The organism is Kitasatospora sp. NBC_01287 (assembly GCF_026340565.1).
Taxonomy (GTDB): Bacteria; Actinomycetota; Actinomycetes; order Streptomycetales; family Streptomycetaceae; genus Kitasatospora.
On the sequence record NZ_JAPEPB010000001.1, the window covers coordinates 1,044,257 to 1,062,375 of the forward strand.

The 18,119-nt window shown below is 71.7% G+C and carries 17 protein-coding genes and 3 pseudogenes; 8 read left to right on the forward strand and 12 right to left on the reverse strand.

The features are described from left to right. Positions 1–87: 87 nt before the first annotated feature. Positions 88–513 carry a hypothetical protein gene (locus OG455_RS04165; protein WP_266290304.1) on the forward strand — a complete coding sequence of 142 codons (426 nt, stop codon included), beginning with the start codon at positions 88–90 and terminating at the stop codon, positions 511–513. Here OG455_RS04165 and OG455_RS04170 read toward each other — a convergent pair. The 6 genes and pseudogenes from OG455_RS04170 to xylB form a co-directional block, all read right to left on the reverse strand. Continuing rightward, a complete protein-coding gene (locus OG455_RS04170; RefSeq protein ID WP_266290307.1) occupies positions 497–1,276 on the reverse strand; it encodes a hypothetical protein in 780 nt (259 codons plus the stop codon). The two genes, OG455_RS04165 and OG455_RS04170, sit on opposite strands and share 17 nt — an antisense overlap. Next, positions 1,273–1,803: a SigE family RNA polymerase sigma factor gene (locus OG455_RS04175; protein WP_266290310.1), complete on the reverse strand. Its 531-nt coding sequence runs from the start codon at positions 1,801–1,803 to the stop codon at positions 1,273–1,275. The genes OG455_RS04170 and OG455_RS04175 overlap by 4 nt, the downstream gene beginning before the upstream one ends. 98 nt (positions 1,804–1,901) lie before the next feature. After that, positions 1,902–2,939, reverse strand: a complete 1,038-nt coding sequence (locus OG455_RS04180) for an expansin EXLX1 family cellulose-binding protein (protein ID WP_266290312.1) — start codon at positions 2,937–2,939, stop codon at positions 1,902–1,904. 482 nt (positions 2,940–3,421) lie between these two features. Beyond that, a pseudogene (locus tag OG455_RS04185) lies at positions 3,422–3,840 on the reverse strand (FadR/GntR family transcriptional regulator); the annotation flags it as partial. 251 nt (positions 3,841–4,091) lie between these two features. Next, positions 4,092–5,285 carry an ROK family transcriptional regulator gene (locus tag OG455_RS04190; protein WP_266290314.1) on the reverse strand — a complete coding sequence of 398 codons (1,194 nt, stop codon included), beginning with the start codon at positions 5,283–5,285 and terminating at the stop codon, positions 4,092–4,094. Between the two features lie 203 nt (positions 5,286–5,488). Beyond that, a complete protein-coding gene (xylB, locus tag OG455_RS04195) occupies positions 5,489–6,922 on the reverse strand; it encodes a xylulokinase (protein ID WP_266290316.1) in 1,434 nt (477 codons plus the stop codon). A gap of 111 nt (positions 6,923–7,033) precedes the next feature. Between xylB and xylA the strand changes: the two genes are divergently transcribed. Beyond that, on the forward strand, positions 7,034–8,206 hold the full coding sequence (gene xylA / locus OG455_RS04200) for a xylose isomerase (protein ID WP_266290318.1): 1,173 nt from the start codon (positions 7,034–7,036) through the stop codon (positions 8,204–8,206). A gap of 577 nt (positions 8,207–8,783) precedes the next feature. Next, positions 8,784–8,960: pseudogene (locus tag OG455_RS04205) on the forward strand (TIM-barrel domain-containing protein); the annotation flags it as partial. Positions 8,961–9,216: 256 nt separating this feature from the next. Here OG455_RS04205 and OG455_RS04210 read toward each other — a convergent pair. After that, positions 9,217–9,969, reverse strand: coding sequence for an RICIN domain-containing protein (locus OG455_RS04210; RefSeq protein ID WP_266290320.1), 753 nt, complete (start codon positions 9,967–9,969; stop codon positions 9,217–9,219). A gap of 372 nt (positions 9,970–10,341) precedes the next feature. Here OG455_RS04210 and OG455_RS04215 point away from each other — a divergent pair. Next, a pseudogene (locus tag OG455_RS04215) lies at positions 10,342–10,527 on the forward strand (IS5/IS1182 family transposase); the annotation flags it as partial. A gap of 138 nt (positions 10,528–10,665) precedes the next feature. Here the strand turns inward: OG455_RS04215 and OG455_RS04220 are convergent. From OG455_RS04220 to OG455_RS04235, 4 genes are all read right to left on the reverse strand, one after another. Continuing rightward, a complete protein-coding gene (locus OG455_RS04220; protein ID WP_266290322.1) occupies positions 10,666–11,097 on the reverse strand; it encodes a VOC family protein in 432 nt (143 codons plus the stop codon). A gap of 195 nt (positions 11,098–11,292) precedes the next feature. Beyond that, on the reverse strand, positions 11,293–11,763 hold the full coding sequence (locus OG455_RS04225; RefSeq protein ID WP_266290324.1) for a VOC family protein: 471 nt from the start codon (positions 11,761–11,763) through the stop codon (positions 11,293–11,295). A 420-nt stretch (positions 11,764–12,183) separates the two neighbouring features. Then, positions 12,184–12,723, reverse strand: coding sequence for a hypothetical protein (locus OG455_RS04230; RefSeq protein WP_266290326.1), 540 nt, complete (start codon positions 12,721–12,723; stop codon positions 12,184–12,186). A gap of 28 nt (positions 12,724–12,751) precedes the next feature. Then, complete coding sequence (locus tag OG455_RS04235) at positions 12,752–13,465, reverse strand: SDR family NAD(P)-dependent oxidoreductase (RefSeq protein WP_266290328.1); 714 nt, start codon at positions 13,463–13,465, stop codon at positions 12,752–12,754. Positions 13,466–13,660: 195 nt separating this feature from the next. Between OG455_RS04235 and OG455_RS42010 the strand changes: the two genes are divergently transcribed. The 4 genes from OG455_RS42010 to OG455_RS04250 all read left to right on the forward strand — a co-directional run bounded on the left by OG455_RS42010 (position 13,661) and on the right by OG455_RS04250 (position 16,420). Beyond that, positions 13,661–13,831 (forward strand): hypothetical protein, encoded by a 171-nt coding sequence (locus OG455_RS42010; RefSeq protein ID WP_323185411.1) that lies wholly within the window; start codon positions 13,661–13,663, stop codon positions 13,829–13,831. A 6-nt stretch (positions 13,832–13,837) separates the two neighbouring features. Further along, complete coding sequence (locus OG455_RS42015) at positions 13,838–14,173, forward strand: MOSC domain-containing protein (protein ID WP_323185412.1); 336 nt, start codon at positions 13,838–13,840, stop codon at positions 14,171–14,173. A 362-nt stretch (positions 14,174–14,535) separates the two neighbouring features. Continuing rightward, positions 14,536–15,231, forward strand: coding sequence for a type 1 glutamine amidotransferase domain-containing protein (locus tag OG455_RS04245; RefSeq protein WP_266300656.1), 696 nt, complete (start codon positions 14,536–14,538; stop codon positions 15,229–15,231). 157 nt (positions 15,232–15,388) lie between these two features. Beyond that, complete coding sequence (locus OG455_RS04250; protein WP_266290330.1) at positions 15,389–16,420, forward strand: LacI family DNA-binding transcriptional regulator; 1,032 nt, start codon at positions 15,389–15,391, stop codon at positions 16,418–16,420. On the opposite strand, the gene OG455_RS04255 is transcribed toward OG455_RS04250, so the two are convergent. Next, complete coding sequence (locus OG455_RS04255) at positions 16,367–18,088, reverse strand: glycoside hydrolase family 3 C-terminal domain-containing protein (RefSeq protein WP_266290332.1); 1,722 nt, start codon at positions 18,086–18,088, stop codon at positions 16,367–16,369. The two genes, OG455_RS04250 and OG455_RS04255, sit on opposite strands and share 54 nt — an antisense overlap. Positions 18,089–18,119 lie beyond the last annotated feature (31 nt).

Genomic DNA, 18,119 nt, shown 5'->3' on the forward strand with positions numbered 1-18,119 from the left:
GTTGAACCGGGTTGCCGCAGGGTGCCTACCGCCAGTCGTCCTATCCGACACACCCAGCCGCAACACCCCCGACCACATGGAGCAGCGATGCCCTTCACCACCGCCACCGACGAGTTCGCCGAACGGGCCCGGCCGCACGCGACCGGCGCCCTGCGAATAGTCGCCGCCCTGCTCTTCAGCTGCCACGGGGCGGCGCTTCTGTTCGACGTGCTCGGTGGTGCCCACGGCGGTTCGGTGCGGTCGGCCAGCGGCCGAGCTGGCGGGCTGGCGGGCTGGCGGGCCGCGCTGATCCAACTGGTCGGCGGCGCCCTGGTCCTGCGGCTGGACCATGCGCCGCGCTCCGTGCGGCTGCAACCCGAGGGCCGGGAACTCCCCTGGCAGTACGACGGCACCTACCTGCAACGTGCAGGTGACCGTCCTCGACGAGCACGCCATGCTCGTGGTCGACCACGACTGACGCTCCCGGACCAGCGGACCAGCCCGGTCGGCGTGGGGATCAGCGTGCCGGGGTGAACCCTCCCCCGACCGAGGCCGAGCCGCCCGCACCCTGTGCCTCGACGCGGTAAACGTCACCCGCGGCGCTGCGCACTCCGGTGGCGTGGTTGAACTGGCCGGCGAACTCGTGCTCCCCGGCCGGCACCGTGCGGCCAGGCTTGAGCACCCAGCGGTAGACCAGCATGCCGCCGCTCTGCTGGACCGTGACGGTGAAGTCATCGCTCGGCAGGGTCTGCCAGTCGCCGGTGTCCTGCAGGCCGCCGGTCTGCGCGAAGCCCAGCTCCACGGTGAGTGCGGTGAGCGGCTGGGTGGTCCTCAGGACCAGGTTCTCCTGGGTCCAATAGACGATGCTGTGCGGATCCACCGAACCGGCCGACCACAGCGGCCCGTTCTGCGCCTGGACGGTGGTCGACGGTGTCGGGCGCGTGGTGACCGGGGGCGGGACGACGGGGACGGGCCGGGACGACGGTGTACCGGGCGCGCTGCCGGGCCGGGACTCTGACGGGGACCCGGAAGGGGACGGACTGGGCGGAGCTGTGACGGTGTCCGAGGACGAGGAGGTCACGGCGATGCCGGCGACAGCCAGGCCGCCCGTTGCCAGGATGCCGGCCGAGGCGATGCCGGCGAGCGCGGCCCTGGACAAGGAGCGGAAGCGCGACGGTGTGCGGTGGCGGACGGCGGGGCCGGTGACGCCGCGCTGGATCCGCGCCAGCATCCTGGCGCGGTCGGGCTGATGGGCCTGGGCGGCCTCGCGCAGCCGCCGGGCGATCTCCTCGTTCACCGGTTCCTCCTTCCTGCCACCAGTTCGTCGGCCGCTCGTGTGCCGAGTACACCTTCCAGCTCGGCCATTCCCTTCGAGGTCTGGCTCTTGACCGTGCCGACAGATATGCCGAGCGCCACCGCGGTTTCCTTCTCCGACAGGTCGAAGGCGTGGCGCAGCACCACACAGGCCCGCTTGCGGAACGGCAGGCGGGCGAGCGCCGCACGCACGTCCAGCACGGCCGCCACGTCCGGCCCGTCCGTCCGCTCCGGGGCGCGGGTCCAGAACAGCGTGATCCGGCGTCGTTCGCGGACCGCGCTGCGGATCCGCTCCCGCGCCATGTTGGCCACCACCCCGCGAGCGTAGGCCACCGGGTGGTCGGCGCTGCGCAACCGGTCCCAGCGTTGCCACAGGGCCACCAGCGCATCGGCCGCGAGGTCGTCGGCCGTGTCGCTCTCTCCGGTCAGCAGGTGGGCCAGGCGGGCCAGTTCGGCGTAGTGGCGTTCGAAGAAATCGTTGAACTCCGCGGACGCGTCATCGAGGAGCATCTTCCTCGGTCGCCCTCTCATCAGTGCAGGTCGAAAACATGTGCGCGTTAACAGTGGGGTGGCAGCATAACAGCGCCCGGCGACGGGGCCGGATGCCCTCAGTGCCGGGCGAACTGCGCCCCGGTCGGTTGCACGACATCCGGCTGCACGATGATCCCGTCCACGGTCAGCTGCTGGCCGTAGATGTCGGTGAGCCTGATCTCGCCGCCGCAGCCGGTGCCGTCGGTGGAGAGGAAGTAGTTGAAGTCGGAGCGCGGCAGCTGCTGCCAGCCGCCGGCACCGCGGACCTCCAGCTCCGCCAGCGGGTTCCGGTGGCCGATCACCTGGATGCCGCACCACCACTTGCTCGACCCGGTCTTGTACCGGATCGAGACGGTACCCGCCGTGTCGGGGCTCAGCAGCGTCCAGGTGATCGGCAGCCGGCCCACTGAGAGATCAGCGAGCCTGGCGAACGCCTGCTGGCTGAGGTCGAGTTGGCCGGGCGCGCAGGGCGCCGGACAGTCGTTGACGATCCGCACCGTGATGGCGGCGCCGCTCGCGGTGCGCACCGACACGTAGGCGCCGCAGGCCTTGGACGACTCGTAGTCGGTGTAGTTCATCGCCGCGATCATCAGGTCGTCGGAGGGGCCGTACAGGCAGGAGCCGTTGCCGTCACCCGCGGCATAAGCAGTGGCGACACCCTGGTTCGTGACGCCGGGCTTGATCCGTCCCGCCAGGGTGGCCGCCGCGGGGGCCACGCCCGCGCTGCCGCTCGCGGAGACCGCGCCGGCGCTACCGCTCGCGGAGGCCGTCGGCGCTACCGGGGTTGCGGGCACCTGCGTGCGTGTGGGTGAGGCGGACGGCGCGGGTGAGGGAGTGGCCGAGGCCGGTACCGAGCTCGTGACGGTGGCGGGCGCGTCCGCGCCCGCACTGGCGGCCGACGCCGCGGCCTGGGCAGTGGGTGGGACGCTCACCCCCGGCTCGGTGGTGCGGGCGGCCGCTCCGACGACCGGGCGCCCGGAGTCCCCTCCGCCCCCGACCAGGAACGTCACGACCAGGCAGACCAGGACGCCGACGGCCAGCAGCGCGAGGGGAACGCCCCTGGCCGGCCCGTGCCTGTGCCACGGTCGCCGGGCGGCGTGCTTCATTGCCTTCATGGCCATCCATTCGGTCGATCGAGTCGGTGCTCCACCGCTCGGTTGCCGCCGACGCCAAGAAGGTTGCCGCCCCCGCCGTCATTTCTCAGGAGGGCCGCCCTGTCGGACCGTGGTCCGGAGCGGCCGGCCCAGCGGAGGTTCCGTCGTTGCGGACCAGCACCACCGCCGCCTCGGCGATCCGCTCGGCCAGGGCGCGGTTGGCGAAGCCGTCCAGGTCGATCCGCCCACGCAGTCCGGCCGCCTCAGGATCGCCTCGCCGAAGGCCGGGTGGGCCCGTGGGAAGGCGATGGCAGCCGCCGGCAGGCTGGTGCCGAGGCGCTCGCACACCTCGGCGATCTCTGTGGCCGACGGCCCGTGCCGTCGGCCACAGAGGTCCCCGCGGCGGTCGCGGTCGCAGCTGCCCCCCGCAGCTTTCGTCACAGCGCCTTGCGCAGCCACTCCACCACGCCGCCGACGTGCACCGCCGCCCGCGTCCTGGCCAGCTCCACGTCGTGCGCCACCAGCACCTCGACCGCCGGATCCGCCCCGACACCATCCAGCAGCTCGGCCATCTCGGCCAACTGCTCGTCGGTCGCCCACTGGGCGGCCAGGCCGGATGCGGCCGACTCCAGCACCGCCCGCACCTGGAACAGCTCCACCACCGACTCGTCCTGGTGCAGGTCCAGGATGAAGGTCAGCGCCTCCAGCAGCAGCGACGGGCTCCAGGCTGGTCACGTAGGTGCCGCCGCACGTCCAGCACGTTGAGCAACGACAGCGCCTTCACCGCCTCCCGCAACGAGTTCCGCGACAGCCCCGGCTGCGCCGCCAGGTCGGGCTCCTTCAGCAGCCGGTCGCCGGGCTTGAGCCGGCCGGAGAGGATCATCGACTTGATCTTCTCGATGGCCTCGTCCGCCACGGCCACGTCACTGTCTCCCAGCACTCGGATGTCAGACCGGTCACTATGCCCCTCGTCGTGGCCGTGGTGGCCTTTCCTTCGACCGGAGCCCGCGGGCCGGCCGCACTTCAGCCCTCGCCCGGCGGGCTCGCGGGCCAGCGGGTCGGGGGCCAGGTGGACAGGCCGGGGACTGCGGCAGGCGAGCCGGTCAAGCGACGGCCGGCCGGGTCGTCACCGGGCCGGCCCGGCCGAACCCAGGCCGCAGCCAGGCGAGCCGGTCAGGCCAAGGGCAAGCGGGTGGGGTCCGCGATGATCTGGCGGGTCGTCAGCAGGGCTGCGCCGAGCAGCGCGCCGCGCCGCCCCAGCGCCGAGGGGCGCAGGGCTCCGGACGGCCAGGGCCGAACCGTGACCCGGGCGGCCAGCTCCGCGCGGACCGCCGGCAGCAGCCACTCGGCGAGCTCGGCGTACGCACCGCCCAGCACGAGGCCGTCCGGGTCGATCAGGTTCACCGCCGAGGCGAGGGCCAGGCCCAGGGCGCGCCCAGCCCGCTCCAGGGCCCGCAGGGTGGCCAGGTCCCCGGCGCCGGCCCGCTCGGCCAGCAGGACGACCGGGTCGCCGGCCGCCCTGAGCCCGGCCTCGCGGAGCACGGCCGCCTCGCCCGCGTACTGCTCCAGGCAGCCGCGCGCGCCGCACGGGCAGGGCACGCCGTCCGGGTGGACGGGGATGTGGCCGAGCTCGCCGGCGAAGCCGCGGGCCCCCCGGAACAGCTGGCCGTCGACGATCAGTGCGGCACCTATGCCGGCCTCGGCGGAGACGTGCACGAAGGTCTCGGCGCCGTGCTCGGCCTGCCAGTACTCGGCCAGCGCGCCGAGGTTGGCCTCGTTCTCCGGTACGGGCACGGTGTCCCGATCGGGCCAGTGGTCGGTGGGTCGCACCGCGTGCCAGCCGAGGTTGGGGGCATGCTCGACCAGGCCCTGCCCCGTATTGGGCACCACACCCGGCACGGCCAGGACCCGGCCCTCGACGCGCAGTCCGAGCCCGGCCGCCTCGGCCTCCGCGTCGGCACCGAGCACGGCGACCTCGGCAAGCACCTGCGCGGCCGGTCGGCCCGCGTTGCCGCGCTCCACCTGCCGCCAGACCCGGAGCCCGCCGCGCAGGTCCACGACGCAGGCGCCGAGGTGCGTGACGCCGACCTCCAGTCCGAGGCCCGCCGGGCCGCAGTCGTTCACGGCCAGCGAACGGCCGGGCCGCCCGACCCGGCCGCTCGGCGCGGTCTCCGCCTCGGTCAGCGCGCCACGGCCGATCAGCTCGTCGACCAGCGAGGAGACGGCCGCCCTGGTCAGCCCGGTGAGCCCGGCGACGTCCGCCCGGGAGAGCGGACTCCGCCCGGCGACCGTGCCGAGGACCACCGCGAGGTTCTGCCGGCGCATGTCCTGCTGCGAGGCCGGCCCGCCCTCCGAGCTCCTGCTCACTCCGCCGACCGCCACCTCGCGCCTTCCCTCCTACTGGTCCCGCGACGGGGCGCCCTGCGACGCTCCCGCCCGACACGGGGTATCCGTGATCCTCTCAAGCGCCACGTTGTCCCGCGCCACCGGCTCCAGCACCAGCCCGGCGGCCGTCCGGCCCCTGGCGCACCGGCCTGCGCGGCAACACCTGGTGCCCCGATTCTCCCCCTCTACCGCTCCCCCACCCCCACCGCACCCTGCAACGCCCCCGCCCGATGCAGCGTGTCCGTGATCCGCTCCAGCGTCGCACCGTCCCGCGCCACCGGCTCCAGCACCAGCCCGTCAGCCGTCCGCCAGCGCCGCGCCACCGCATCGGCCGCCTCACCGGTCACCAGCGCGGCTGCCTGCGCCGCGGCGCCCAGCGCGACCAGTTCCTCGGCGGCCGGCACCTGGACGGCGCGACCGCTCAGGCGCAGCACGGTCCGCTGCCAGGCACGCCCGCGGGCACCGCCGCCGATCAGCAGCAGCGGTACGTCCGGGTCGGGGCTCTCGCCGGCAGCGCGCAGCACGTCGTCCAGGGCGGCGAGCAGAGCGTGGGCGGCGCCGTCGTAGGTGGCCTGGAGCAACTGGCCCGGGGTGGTGTCGTGGCGCAGGCCGTGCACCAGGCCGGAGGCGCCTGGCAGGTCCGGGGTGCGCTCGCCGTCGAGGTAGGGCAGCACCACCGCCGTGCCACCGCTCTCGACCTCCTCGCGGTCGCGTCCGAGGACCGAGGCGAAGCGGTCGACGGCCAGGGTGCAGTTGAGCGTGCAGGCCAGCGGCAGCCAGCCGCCGAGGGCGTCGGCGAAGCCGGCCACGGTCCCACTCGGATCGGTGGGACGCTTGCGACCGACGGCGTAGACGGTGCCGGAGGTACCGAGGCTGAGCACCGGCTGACCTGGCATCAGGCCGAGCCCGAGCGCGGCGGCCATGTTGTCGCCGGTCCCGGTGGCGACCAGCGCCCCCTTCCGCAGCGGCAGGCCGGGGCCGACGAAGCCGACCGCCGTGCCCGGTGCGAGGACCGGCGGCAGGAGCGCGGGGTCGAGGCCGATCCGGCCGAGGATCTCCAGGTCGTAGCCGTCCGGACCCCACCAGCCGGTTCCCGAGGCGTCCCCGCGATCGGTGGCCGGCTCGCCGGTCAGACGCTCCGTCAGGAAGTCGTGGGGCAGCCGGACGGCGGCGACCCGGTCGGCGGCGGCGGGTTCGTTGGCGCGCAGCCAGGCCCATTTGGCGGCGGTGAAGGCGGCGGTCGGGACACTGCCGGTGCGGTGGGCGATCTCCTCCCGGCCGAACCCGTCCCGCAGCCGCGCGGCCTGGGGCGCGGACCGGACGTCGTTCCAGAGCAGGGCCGGGCGGACCGGGCGACCGGCCGCGTCGAGGGCGACCAGACCGTGCTGCTGGCCGGCCACCGACACGGCGGCGGCGCGGTCCGCCCAGCCGGTCCGGGCCACTGCCTCGCCCAGGGCCTGCCACCACTGCTCGGGGTCGCTCTCGCGCGCGGCACCGTCGCTGACCGTGTGCGCTGCACGCCCTCGGCCGAGCACGGTCCCGGTGGCGAGGTCGACGGCGATGGCCTTGGTGGACTGGGTGGAGCTGTCGATTCCGATCACAACTCGCTGTGCTGCCATGCGTTCCTCCATCTGGGGACTTCCTTCCGACGCCTCGGCATACTAATTTGTTTCCCGCCCTGACAAACATGGTTGCGGGCGGAATTCCCCCGGCAATGATCGGAGCCAGTAGTGACCAGCGACCCCCTCGTCCCGACCCCGGCCGACAAGTTCACCTTCGGCCTGTGGACCGTCGGCTGGCAGGGCCGGGACCCGTTCGGCGACGCCACCCGGCCGGCCCTCGACCCGGTCGAGACCGTGCAGCGGCTCGCCGGTCTGGGCGCGTACGGCGTCACCTTCCACGATGACGACCTGATCCCGTTCGGCGCCTCGGAGGCCGAGCGCGAGCAGACCGTCAAGCGGTTCCGCGCCGCCCTGGACACGGCCGGCCTCAAGGTGCCGATGGCCACCACCAACCTGTTCACCCACCCCGTCTTCAAGGACGGCGCGTTCACCGCCAACGACCGCGACGTGCGCCGCTACGCGCTGCGCAAGACCATCCGCAACATCGACCTGGCCGCCGAGCTCGGCGCCACGGTCTACGTCGCCTGGGGCGGGCGCGAGGGCGCCGAGTCCGGCGCCGCCAAGGACGTGCGCACCGCGCTCGACCGGCTCAAGGAGGCCTTCGACCTGCTCGGCGAGCACGTCGAGCAGCAGGGCTACGACCTGCGCTTCGCCATCGAGCCCAAGCCCAACGAGCCGCGCGGCGACATCCTGCTTCCCACCGTCGGCCATGCCCTGGCGTTCATCAACGAGTTGGAGCGACCCGAGCGGGTCGGCGTCAATCCGGAGGTCGGCCACGAGCAGATGGCCGGGCTGAACTTCCCGCACGGCATCGCCCAGGCGCTGTGGCACGGCAAGCTCTTCCACATCGACCTCAACGGCCAGTCCGGCATCAAGTACGACCAGGACTTCCGCTTCGGCGCCGGCGACCTGCGCCAGGCCTTCTGGCTGGTCGACCTGCTGGAGTCGGCCGGCTACGACGGCCCGAAGCACTTCGACTTCAAGCCCCCGCGCACCGAGGACTTCGACGGCGTCTGGGCCTCGGCCGCCGCCTGCATGCGCAACTACCTGCTGCTCGCCGAGCGTTCCCGCGCCTTCCGCGCCGACCCGGAGGTGCAGGCCGCGCTCGCCGCATCCCGCCTGCCCGAACTCGCCGCCCGCACCGCCCAGGACGGCCTGGCCGCCCTGCTGGCCGACCGCACCGCCTTCGAGGACTTCGACGTCGACGCGGCCGCCGCTCGTGGCATGGCCTTCGAGCAGCTGGACCAGCTGGCCATCGAGCACCTGCTCGGCGCCCGCTGACTCGTTGAACGGGTCGGCCACCCGCCGGTTCCGTCGCGCCACGGACGGTACCGGCGATCGCGACCACGGCGCCCGAACACAAACACGCCTCCGGACCCTTGAGGAGGAAAGAGGAGGAAAGAGGAGGAAAGAGGAGTCGCCTTGCCCTACAGCATCCGCGCGGGCGGTCTGGAACGGCACACCGCCGCCGAAGTCCTCCGCATCGAGCCCTGGGGGCCGGACGCCGTCCGGGTGCGGGCTTCGGCCGGGGACCATCGACCCCACCGCCCCCGGCGCGCTGGAGAGCCCCTCGCCCTCCCCGCACGCCGAACTGTCCGTATCGGACGATGGCTGTGCCCGCCTGGCCAACGGTCGCCTCGCCGTCGAGGCCTCCGCGGAAGGTCGGCTGACGTTCCGTCACGCCGTCTCGGGCCGCGAACTCCTCACTGAGACGAGCCCGCACACGCATCCCGCCGGCCATCGGGTCCACACGGCGGGCGGCCGGACGGAGTAGCGCTTCGAAGTCGAACTGGGCGCCGACAGCACCCGGTGGACCGCCGATGCCGGTGGGCGCATCGCTGGGCGTGGCGTGCTTCTGGCCGGCAGCCAGCGGCACGGGGCCCTGCTCTGGTCCGGCGACATCCCCACGACCTTCGACTCCCTCGCGCGCCAGATCAGGGCCGGGCTGAACGTCGCGATGAGCGGCATCCCCTGGTGGAACACCGACAGCGGCGGCCTCTTCGGCGGCGCCCCGGACGACCCCGCGTACCGCGAGCCGGGGTCGGCGGGCGCGTGCTGGGCACGCTGACACCCTCTTCGCACCCCGAGGACGGGGAGGTCTCCCCGGTGCTCACGCTTGACGCGGACCGTCCGGGCGGGCCGGGCGGGCCGGTCGACGTCCGGTTCGAAGCGGTCGGCCCGGCGGCCAGCGTCCGACTGCGCGAGGTACGCCTGGTTCGCTGACGCGGACCGAGCCCGCGCGGTGCGCCATCCGACCGATGGCGCACCGCGCGGGACGTCCTGACGTCCCATCAGTTCTTGCCGAGGAGGCGCCAGATCTGGTTGGTCTTGGTGGCGAGGGTGCTGCCGGTGTCGCAGGTCCACTGGTGGATCACGGCGCCGGGAGCCGTGGAGACGCCGTAGACGTCGACGCACTTGCCGCTGTGGGCGGCGACGAGCTGGTAGTCCTGGCTGTTGCCGAGCGCGGCGACCGGCCTGAGGGTGAACTCCTGGTTGGCCTGGCCGCTGCAGTTCCACTGGATGACCGCCGCGCCGTCAGCGGTCGAGGCACCGGAGACGTCGAGGCACAGGCCGCTGTGCTCGTTGACCACGGTGTAGGTGTTCGCCTGCCCGGCGACCGGCTTGAGGTCCAGCATCTGCTGGTAGCCGCCCTCGCAGGAGTACTGCTGGTACCGGGTGCCGGGGCTGGTGGAGAGGTTGGTGTCGTCCAGGCACTGGCCGCTGTTCTCGCTGACCGCGACCGTGGAGACCGTGGTGTCGGAGGGCGGGAGCAGCGTGATCGTGTAGCCGTCCTTGGCATCCGTGTAGGGGACGGTCACCGAGGCGGCGTTGTTGCCGACCGCCAGGGTGGTGTCGGAGATGGTGACCGGGCCGTCCACCGCGGTGCCGTTGTTGTCGGGAACGCGCTGCACCACGGCGCGCACCTGGCCGTTCTGCACCACGGAGGTGGTGTTGAGGCCGGTGAGGGCGACGGTCACGTTGCCGGTGTTGCCGTTGGAGCCCAGCAGGACCTTGGCGTTGCCCGCGGCGTTGTCCTTGGTCACGAAGCCGTCGATGCCGTTGCCGGGGACGAGGTTGACGACGTTTCCGGTCTGCGAGCCGTAGTAGCGGTACGTGAACCACTCACCGAGAGGAAGGTACTGGCCGGCGCTGTTCTTGGTCAGCAGGTTTGCCTCGTCATCGTGCAGGCCTGTCCCCCACCCCCAGTTGCCGCGCAGGCCGTCGGCGCCGGCCCGCTCCAGGCGGCCGATGAACCAGGCGCCGCCGCCGGGGTCCTGCTGGGAGAGCGCGCCGTACTCGTTGATCTGGTACGGACGGGTGTTGGTGAGCCCGTAGGCGGTCAGCGAGGCGTCAGCGCTCGCGGTTGCGGGGACTTACTGTGGACGTCCTGGGTCTGGTGATCGCCGTGGTGGTGCTGGCTGCCTCCGTCAATCCGGTGGCGCGTGGAGCAGACGAACGGGATCTTGATGCTGCACCGGCGGCTGGTGCGCGACTACGAGCACCGCCCGTCCTCGGCCGAATCCCGGGTGTACTGGGCGATAAGCGACGTGATGACCCGTCGACTAACGGGCAGCGCGACCCTATCCTGGCGCGGCGGATGACCGGTGGGGAACTGACCCTGGGTGCGGTGCTGGCACGACTGGAGGAGCGCGAGCGGGAGATCGCCGCGCAGGCCGAGCAGATCACGCAGCTCACCGCTGTGCTGGATTTGGGTCTCTGTCCGGAAACCTCGGGGCGCCTCAGAAAGCAGGCGCCCAGTCGCCCCTCGGGTCGGTGGTCTGACCCACCTCGATCAGGTGGCCGTCGGGATCGCGGATGTAGCAGCGGATCTCGTACGGGTGCTGCTTCGGCGGCGTCAGGAACTGAGCACCCCGGGCGCTCCACTCGGCGTACACCGCCTCGATGTCCCTGACCCGGAAATTGAGGAAGCTGTTGACTCGGTCGGGATCGCGCGGCGTCTCCAGCGTGACCGTCGGCTTGTCGTCGGTCGGACCGCCACCGGCGTTGATGACGATCCAGGTGTTGGACAGAGCGACGACGGTCGGTACTCCGCCGAAGATCGTGGTGCCGCCGAGCACCTCGGTGTAGAAGTGCCGGGAGCGCTCTACATCGTCCGAGACGATGAAGTGCCCCAGCAGAACCCCATCGATGGGCGGCGGGAGCTCGACCATCTGACACCCCCACTGGCTTGTGTCATCCCACTGACGACCGGATCGAAAGTAGACATGACCCTCTGCATGCATAGCATTACCTTGCGACAGCTTGTTCTCTGAACTTCCGATACTCTTCTCGGCCCAGATCGGGCTTCCATCTCGCGCGATTCGCGGGCAGGTGGGACGCGCCGAGTGTGGCCGGGACCCCGGCATTCACTCCGAATCGCCAGCGCGCGTACCTGACGGCCAGTGAGCGGGCGACCAGTCTCCCTCGGGGTCGGTAGTCTGCCCTACTTCGATCAGGTGGCCGTCGGGATCGCGGATGTAGCAGCGGATCTCGTACTCGTGCTGTTTCGGCGGTGTCAGAAACTGGGCGCCCCGGGCGCTCCACTCCGCGTACAAGGCGTGGACGTCCTTGACCCGGATATTGAGGAAGCTGCTGACGCGGTCGGGATCGCGTGGCGTGGCCAGGGTGACCGACGGCTTGTCGTCAGTCGGGCCGCCGCCGACATTGATGATGATCCAGCTGTTGGCCAGGGCGACATAGGTCAGCCCTCCGGGGCCGGAGTAGGCCACCCGGCCGCCGAGTACTTCGGTGTAGAAGCGCCGAGAGCGCTCGACATCGTCCGAGACGATGAAGTGGGCCAGCACAATTCCTTCTGGCGGTGGGGGGAGCTCGGCCATCTGGTACCTCCGCAGGTCGGTCTCATAGCCCGTTGACCGCGAGGCCTGCAGGCGGCGTTGACATGAGCGGGATTCAGCGTTGCTCCAGCATTCCCTCGAAGAAGCCAATAATTCACGGCATCACCCTTCCGGCAGATGCGCGGGCTGTCGCCGCAAGTCACCGAACGCCGGCACTGGCCGGGGCCGCTCGGCCAGGATCGCGTTGTGAGGCGCCTTTCAGAAGGTGGGTAACGGCTGGCGGACCTCGCGCACCCGTCGTGGCTGCGGGCGGCCGGTCCCTCGCGGACGAGGAAGGTCGGTCCGGCGGCAAGGTTGTACCGGGCGAGCGGTATTCGGGCACCGAGGTCCGGTCCAGTCCGGGCCGTGTCGGTAAGTCATCTCGGCGGTGACGATCGGCACGCCGTCACCGCGGATCGCGGACTACAGTTGCCGCGAGAACACGGAAGCCCTGCTCAGCAACCAGAAAGCGCTGCTCGTGCCGACGCCGTAGGCGAGGTGGGCGGTCAGATCATCACCCAGCGTCTTCGCGTCGTACGTCCAGATGGGTTTGTAGAGTCCCGCGATCGGAAGTACCACGTATCCGCTGAGCCACACGAGCGCGCCGTACGGGAGCCCGTAGAGGACGTGGGGCTTGCGCAGCGAGGCGCTGACGACGCCGTAGAAGGCGGCGTTGCCTACTCCGTAGGCCCAGTGCATGAACGTGCTGACGGGGAACGCCGCCCTGTCCGGCAGCTCGCTCTGGGTGAAGGCCTCGGCCAGGCGCTTGGCGACCTGGCCGGGATCCGGCGCCTCCTGCCAGCTGCGAACCGGGGCGAACTCCCAGTGCAGGGCGTTGTGTTCGCCGCCGGCTCGTCGCTGGCGCAGGAACCGCACGGTGTCCATGCAGACGGTGCCGATCACTCCCGCCGCCAGACCCGCACCGACGGCGCCGAGCGGAGTCAGCTGCTTGCGCGTGCGCATGGGTCGATCACTCCCGATCCCGGTTCTTTCAGAAGCCGGCGCTCTGGCCGCCGTCGACGTGCAGGATCTCGCCGGTGACGAACGAGGCCTGTTCGAGGTACATGACAGCCTCGACGACGTCCTCGATCTCGCCCATCCGCCCGAGCGGGTGCAGCGCGGCGAGCGTGCCGCCCGGGTCGTCCGGGTGCAGCGGAGTGCGGATGACGCCGAGTGAGACGGCGTTGGCGCGGATCCGGCGCGCCGCGTATTCGATGGCCAGTTCCTTCGTCGCTGCGGCCAGGCCGCCTTTGGTCAGCGAGGTGAGCGCCGCGGGTATGCGTGCGTTGGCGCGGTCGACCAGCGACGTCGACACGCACAGGACGTGCCCGCCATCGCCGCCGGCGAGCATCGCAGGGATGGCGCTGCGCGTGACGTCGAAGAAGCCGCGCAGGTTGACGCCGGTCACCAGGTCGTAGTCGGCGTCGGTGTAGTCGGTGAACGGTTTCTCCATGTAGACGCCGGCGTTGTTCACCAGTGTGTCGATCCGACCGAAGCGATCCAGCGCCTGCTCGACGATCTGTGCACCGGTACCGGGCCGGCTCAGGTCGCCGGGCACGGCGAGCACGTCCGCATCGTGCGACGAGGGGATGGACCGCGCGGTCGCGACGACGGCGTACCCACGCCCGCGGTACGCGTCAGCGAGGGCCGCACCGATGCCTTGTGACGCACCGGTGACGATTGCCACCTTCTTCTCCGAGTTCATCGGCATGTCCAAGCTGAGGTGCTCACGCTGGAAGTCTCCGGCTCACGGCGGGCCGCGCACGACGACTGCGCCCACCGGCTCCACCCTACGTCCGGCCGAGCCCCGGCGCCCGCGTGGAGCTCATCGGGTACGGCCGGCGGCCGACCGTACGACGCTGGACGCACCGCCCTGCCGAGCGTGGGAGGAGCACAGGTCATGGCCGCTCTGATTGCCGTGAACGTCGGCACGCCGAGGGGCGTCCCCTGGCACGGCAGGACCACCCGCAGCGGCATCTGGAAGCACCCCGTCGCCGGGCCCGTGATGGCGCGCCGGCTCGACCTGGACTGCGACGGCCAAGGTGACCTTGCCGGGCACGCCGGCGAGTAGCGTGCCGTGCTGGTACACCAGTTGAGCTCCTACCGCCATTGGCAGGACTCCCTGGAACGGAACGACTTTACGTACGGCCAGTTCGGCGAGAACCTCACCGTGGACCGACTCGCCGACGACGAGGTGTGCATCGGTGACCGCTACCAGATCGGCGGTGCGGTTGTCGAAGTCAACCAACCCCGGTTGACGTGCTACCGCGTGGGGTTGCGGCTCGGCGAGCCACAGATGGCCGCCCTGCTGCTGTCCCATCGGCACCCGGGCCCTCTCCATGCGGGTGCTGACCGAAGGGCGGGTGCGGGCCGGGGACAAGATCGTGAAGTCTCCTCGGGTCTGAGGAGATGACCGTCGCGGAGATCGACGCGCTGCTCTACCTGCGGCCACGTCGAGTACGCCCCGCAGTCCCGGGGCCCCCGCTGGAGGAAGCGCGCTCATCTGCTGTTCGACGCCCCCGGCCGCGGCCCGGCCGGCCGAGCCGACCGACGTGGTCCTGGACGTGTGACCGGATGCGTCCGTGGTCGAGGGCAAACCGCCGACGGCGCGAGACGAGTCCGAGTCCGCCGACGGAGCCGCGGGTTGCGTGCGGTCGGCGCAGCTGCCTAGCGTGGTTGTGGTGGGGAGGGAGAGATCACCGGCGGGGCGAGTCGGTTGGGTGGGGCATCCCGCCGAAACCACTCCTGGCATGCGCCCGAAAGGGGATTTCTGCCATGGCAAAGGTGCTCTTCATCGTCAGCGGAGCCACCTACTGGGTGTTGAAGGACGGCACGCGACACGCGACCGGCTACTGGGCCGAGGAATTCGCGAACCCGTACAAGATCCTCACGGACGCCGGTCACGACGTCGTCGTCGCGACGCCGAACGGTGTGACTCCGACCGTCGACATGATGAGCCTGCGTCCCGAGATGGTCGGCGGAAACGACAGCGCCCTGGAGCTGGAGGCCGTCATCCGTTCCGCGGAGGTGATGCGTCGACCGCTGCAGCTGTCAGACGTGCGCCTGGAGGACTACGACGCGGTCTACCTGCCGGGCGGTCACGGTCCGATGGCAGACCTGGCGTGGGACGCCGATGTGGGGCGGCTGCTGACCCAGCAGTTGGCCTCGGGCAACCCGCTGTTCATCGTCTGTCACGGTCCCGCCGCGATGCTGGCCACCAGGATCCACGGTGAATCGCCTTTCAAGAGCCACAACATCACCTGCTTCACCGACGAGGAGGAGGATGGCGTCGGACTGGCCGCCAAGGCACCATGGCTGCTGGAGACCGACGTGAAGGCGAAGGTCGGGGTCAAGTTCAGTCGTGGTCCGGTCTGGGAGCCCTACATGGTCGAGGACCGAAACCTGGTGACCGGACAGAACCCGGCCTCGGCCGCGGTCCTCGGGAACCGGATGCTGGAGATCCTCAAGTAACCCAAGGTTCCACAGTCACACGATCTGGCGGCACCGAAACGGACATCACGTCACGTACCGCCCTCTCACAGGACTTGTTCTTTACCCAGCACCAGCAGGCAGTTATAGTCATCGAATCGGTTCGACTACCGTCGCGACAGCCGCCGCCAGGAGAACCATGAACATCGGGGAGATCGCGCGCCGCGCCGGCGTGTCCCGCAGCACCGTCTCGTACACGCTGAGCGGCAAGCGCAGCGTCTCCGAGGCCACCCGGCGGCGGATCCAGGACGTCATCGACGAGCTCGACTACAAGCCCAACGCCGCGGCCCGCGCCCTCGCGGAGGGCCGCACCCGCACCATCGGCCTGGTGATCCCTCCGGCCACCGCCCGGCTCACCCACATGCAGCTCGACTTCGTCGCCGCCGTGGTCGAGGCGGCGGCCAAGGCCGATCTCGACGTGCTGCTCTCGCCGTCCGGCGGGGACCACGACCGCTCCTTCGAGCGCCTGGTCTCCGGCCGCCGGGTGGACGGCGTGATCCTGATGGAGATCCGGGTCAAGGACGCCAGGGTCGAGCGACTGCTGCGTGAGGACCTGCCGTTCGTCGGCATCGGCCACACGGCCGGCGACCACCGGATGTCCTGGATCGACGTCGACTACACCACCCTCGTCGCCCGCTGCGTGCACCACCTGGCCGACCTCGGGCACCGTGCCGTCGCCCTGATCAACCGCTCCCCCGAGCTGCTCACCGCCGGCTACGGTCCCGGCCTGCGCGCCGCCGAAGGCTTCGCCGCGGCCACCGCCGAACGCGGCATCGCCGGCTACCCGTACCCCTGCGGCGACGACACCGCCTCCGGCCGCGCCGTGATCCGCCGCATCCACGCCGAGCACCCCGAGGTGACGGCCGCCGTCACCCTCAACGAGGCCGCGCTGCCCGGCATCCAGCACGCCCTGGACGACGCGGGCCTGCGGGTGCCCGGCGGCTTCTCGATCGCCGGGGTCGCCGCCCGGCAGTGGGCCGAGGACTTCCGCCCGCCGCTCACCGCCGCCGACGTCCCCGCGCAACAGATGGGCGCCCAGGCCATCGAGCTGCTGGTCGAGCGGATCGCCGAGCCCGCCGCGCCACCACGCCACATCCTGCTCACCCCGCCGGTCTCGCTACGGGCCAGCACCGCCCCGGCCTCCTCCCACGCCGAGCCGGTCGTTCACTGAGGACCGCGCGCTCGGCCCGGCGGCCGGCAGGCCGGTGCGTCGTGATCCCAGCGTGCTGGAGGATCCACTGACCTCAGACGTCCGACCTTCGCGCACGGACGGGGCGTGGTGGCCTGCGACAGCTTCCCGGTGCAGCTTGGTACCGTCGGATGCGTAGGTGTTGTGGAACACCGAGCCGTTGTCGACGGTGAACCGGAACCTCTTCCCGGCGTGGGCGAGCGTACTCGTGCCGGCCCCCGTGGGTTCAGAACAGTCCGTTGGAGTGGGGCAGCTCGGTCGGGACCGGGGCGATGACGTCCCAGTGCTCGACGATCTTGCCGTCGCCGACGCGGAACAGGTCCCAGTACGCCACGGGCACGCCGAACTCGCCCTCGGACTGCAGCAGCACCAGGTCGCCTTCGGCGACGACCTTGTGCACGGTCTTGTAGACGGCAGCCGCCCCGACGGGTTCACCCGGCCGCTGAGCACGCCCGCGACCGCGCGGGCACCCTCCTCCCCCGGGAAGAAGGCCTGGACGATGGCGGCCGCCTCGGTCACTGCCCGCCCGAGCGCGTAGGGGCGCCCGGCCAGCAGCACCAGCACCACGGGGGTCCCGGTGTCCAGCAGTGCGTCAAGCAACTGTCTTTGTCTTCCCGGGATTTCCAGGGACTCAGCGTCGCAGCCCTCGCCGCTGGTGCCGCGCCCGAACAGGCCTGCGCGGTCGCCCAGGGCGAGCACCACCACGTCCGCGCCACGGGCCGCCATCACCGCCGCGGCGATGCCTGAGGTGTCGGCGGTGTCGATGCCGGTCCCGTTCGTGGTGACCACCTCCGCGCCGGGGAACTCCTCCCGGACCCGCCCCAGCAGCGTCGGCAGCTCGATGCCGGGCGGCATGTCGGGGTGCTGGCTGCCGACGTGCACCGGAAAGGAGTAGCAGCCCAGCAGCGCCTGCGCGGTGTCCGCGTTCGGGCCGACGACCGCGATCCGGCGCAGCCGGCCAAGCGGGAGGGTACCGTCGTTGCGGACCAGCACCACCGCCGCCTCGGCGATCCGCTCGGCCAGGGCGCGGTTGGCGGAGCCGTCCAGGTCGATCCGCCCACGCGGTTCGGCCTCCTCGCCCGACTCGCCGTCCAGGACGGCCAGGCCGGCCAGGCCGGCCAGCGCGCTCGGCACCGGGGACCAGTCCGGGTCGAGCAGTCCGAGCTGCGCCTTCTGCACCAGCACCCGGCGCAGCGCGCGGTCGACCAGGCTCTCGTCGATCCGCCCGTCCAACAGACCGTCCAGCAGCGGCTGCCCGAAGGTCTTGACGGTCGGGAGCTCCACGTCCACCCCACTGGCCAGCGCCATCGCGGCGGCCTCGGTCCAGTCGGCGGCGACGCCGTGCAGCAGCTTGAGGAACGCGATGCCGAAGTAGTCGGCGACCACCGTCCCGGCGAACCCCCAGCGGTCCCGGAGCAGCCCGGTGAGCAGTTCCGGGTCGGCGGCCGAGGGGATGCCGTCCGTGTCGGTGTAGGCGTGCATGACCGAGCGCGGCCGCCCCTCCCGCACGGCCATCTCGAACGGGGGCAGCACGATCGGCGCCGGACTCGCGGTGCCACTCGCCTGGCTGCTGCGCGGCCCGCCCAGCCCGGCGGCCACCCAGGCCGCGCAGGGCAGCGACCGGGGCGGCGGCGCCGACGGGATCGGCACGGGCGGACTCGGTGACGGGACCGGGTGACCT

Coding starts and splice junctions, on each gene's coding strand:
- OG455_RS04230 (WP_266290326.1), bottom strand. CDS start 12,723: ATGCGCACGCGCAAGCAGCTGACTCCGCTCGGCGCCGTCGGTGCGGGT.
- OG455_RS04225 (WP_266290324.1), bottom strand. CDS start 11,763: ATGGCCGAGCTCCCCCCACCGCCAGAAGGAATTGTGCTGGCCCACTTC.
- OG455_RS04250 (WP_266290330.1), top strand. CDS start 15,389: ATGAACATCGGGGAGATCGCGCGCCGCGCCGGCGTGTCCCGCAGCACC.
- OG455_RS42010 (WP_323185411.1), top strand. CDS start 13,661: ATGGCCGCTCTGATTGCCGTGAACGTCGGCACGCCGAGGGGCGTCCCC.
- OG455_RS04180 (WP_266290312.1), bottom strand. CDS start 2,939: ATGAAGGCAATGAAGCACGCCGCCCGGCGACCGTGGCACAGGCACGGG.
- OG455_RS04175 (WP_266290310.1), bottom strand. CDS start 1,803: ATGCTCCTCGATGACGCGTCCGCGGAGTTCAACGATTTCTTCGAACGC.
- OG455_RS04245 (WP_266300656.1), top strand. CDS start 14,536: ATGGCAAAGGTGCTCTTCATCGTCAGCGGAGCCACCTACTGGGTGTTG.
- OG455_RS04235 (WP_266290328.1), bottom strand. CDS start 13,465: ATGAACTCGGAGAAGAAGGTGGCAATCGTCACCGGTGCGTCACAAGGC.
- OG455_RS04220 (WP_266290322.1), bottom strand. CDS start 11,097: ATGGTCGAGCTCCCGCCGCCCATCGATGGGGTTCTGCTGGGGCACTTC.
- xylB (WP_266290316.1), bottom strand. CDS start 6,922: ATGGCAGCACAGCGAGTTGTGATCGGAATCGACAGCTCCACCCAGTCC.
- OG455_RS04165 (WP_266290304.1), top strand. CDS start 88: ATGCCCTTCACCACCGCCACCGACGAGTTCGCCGAACGGGCCCGGCCG.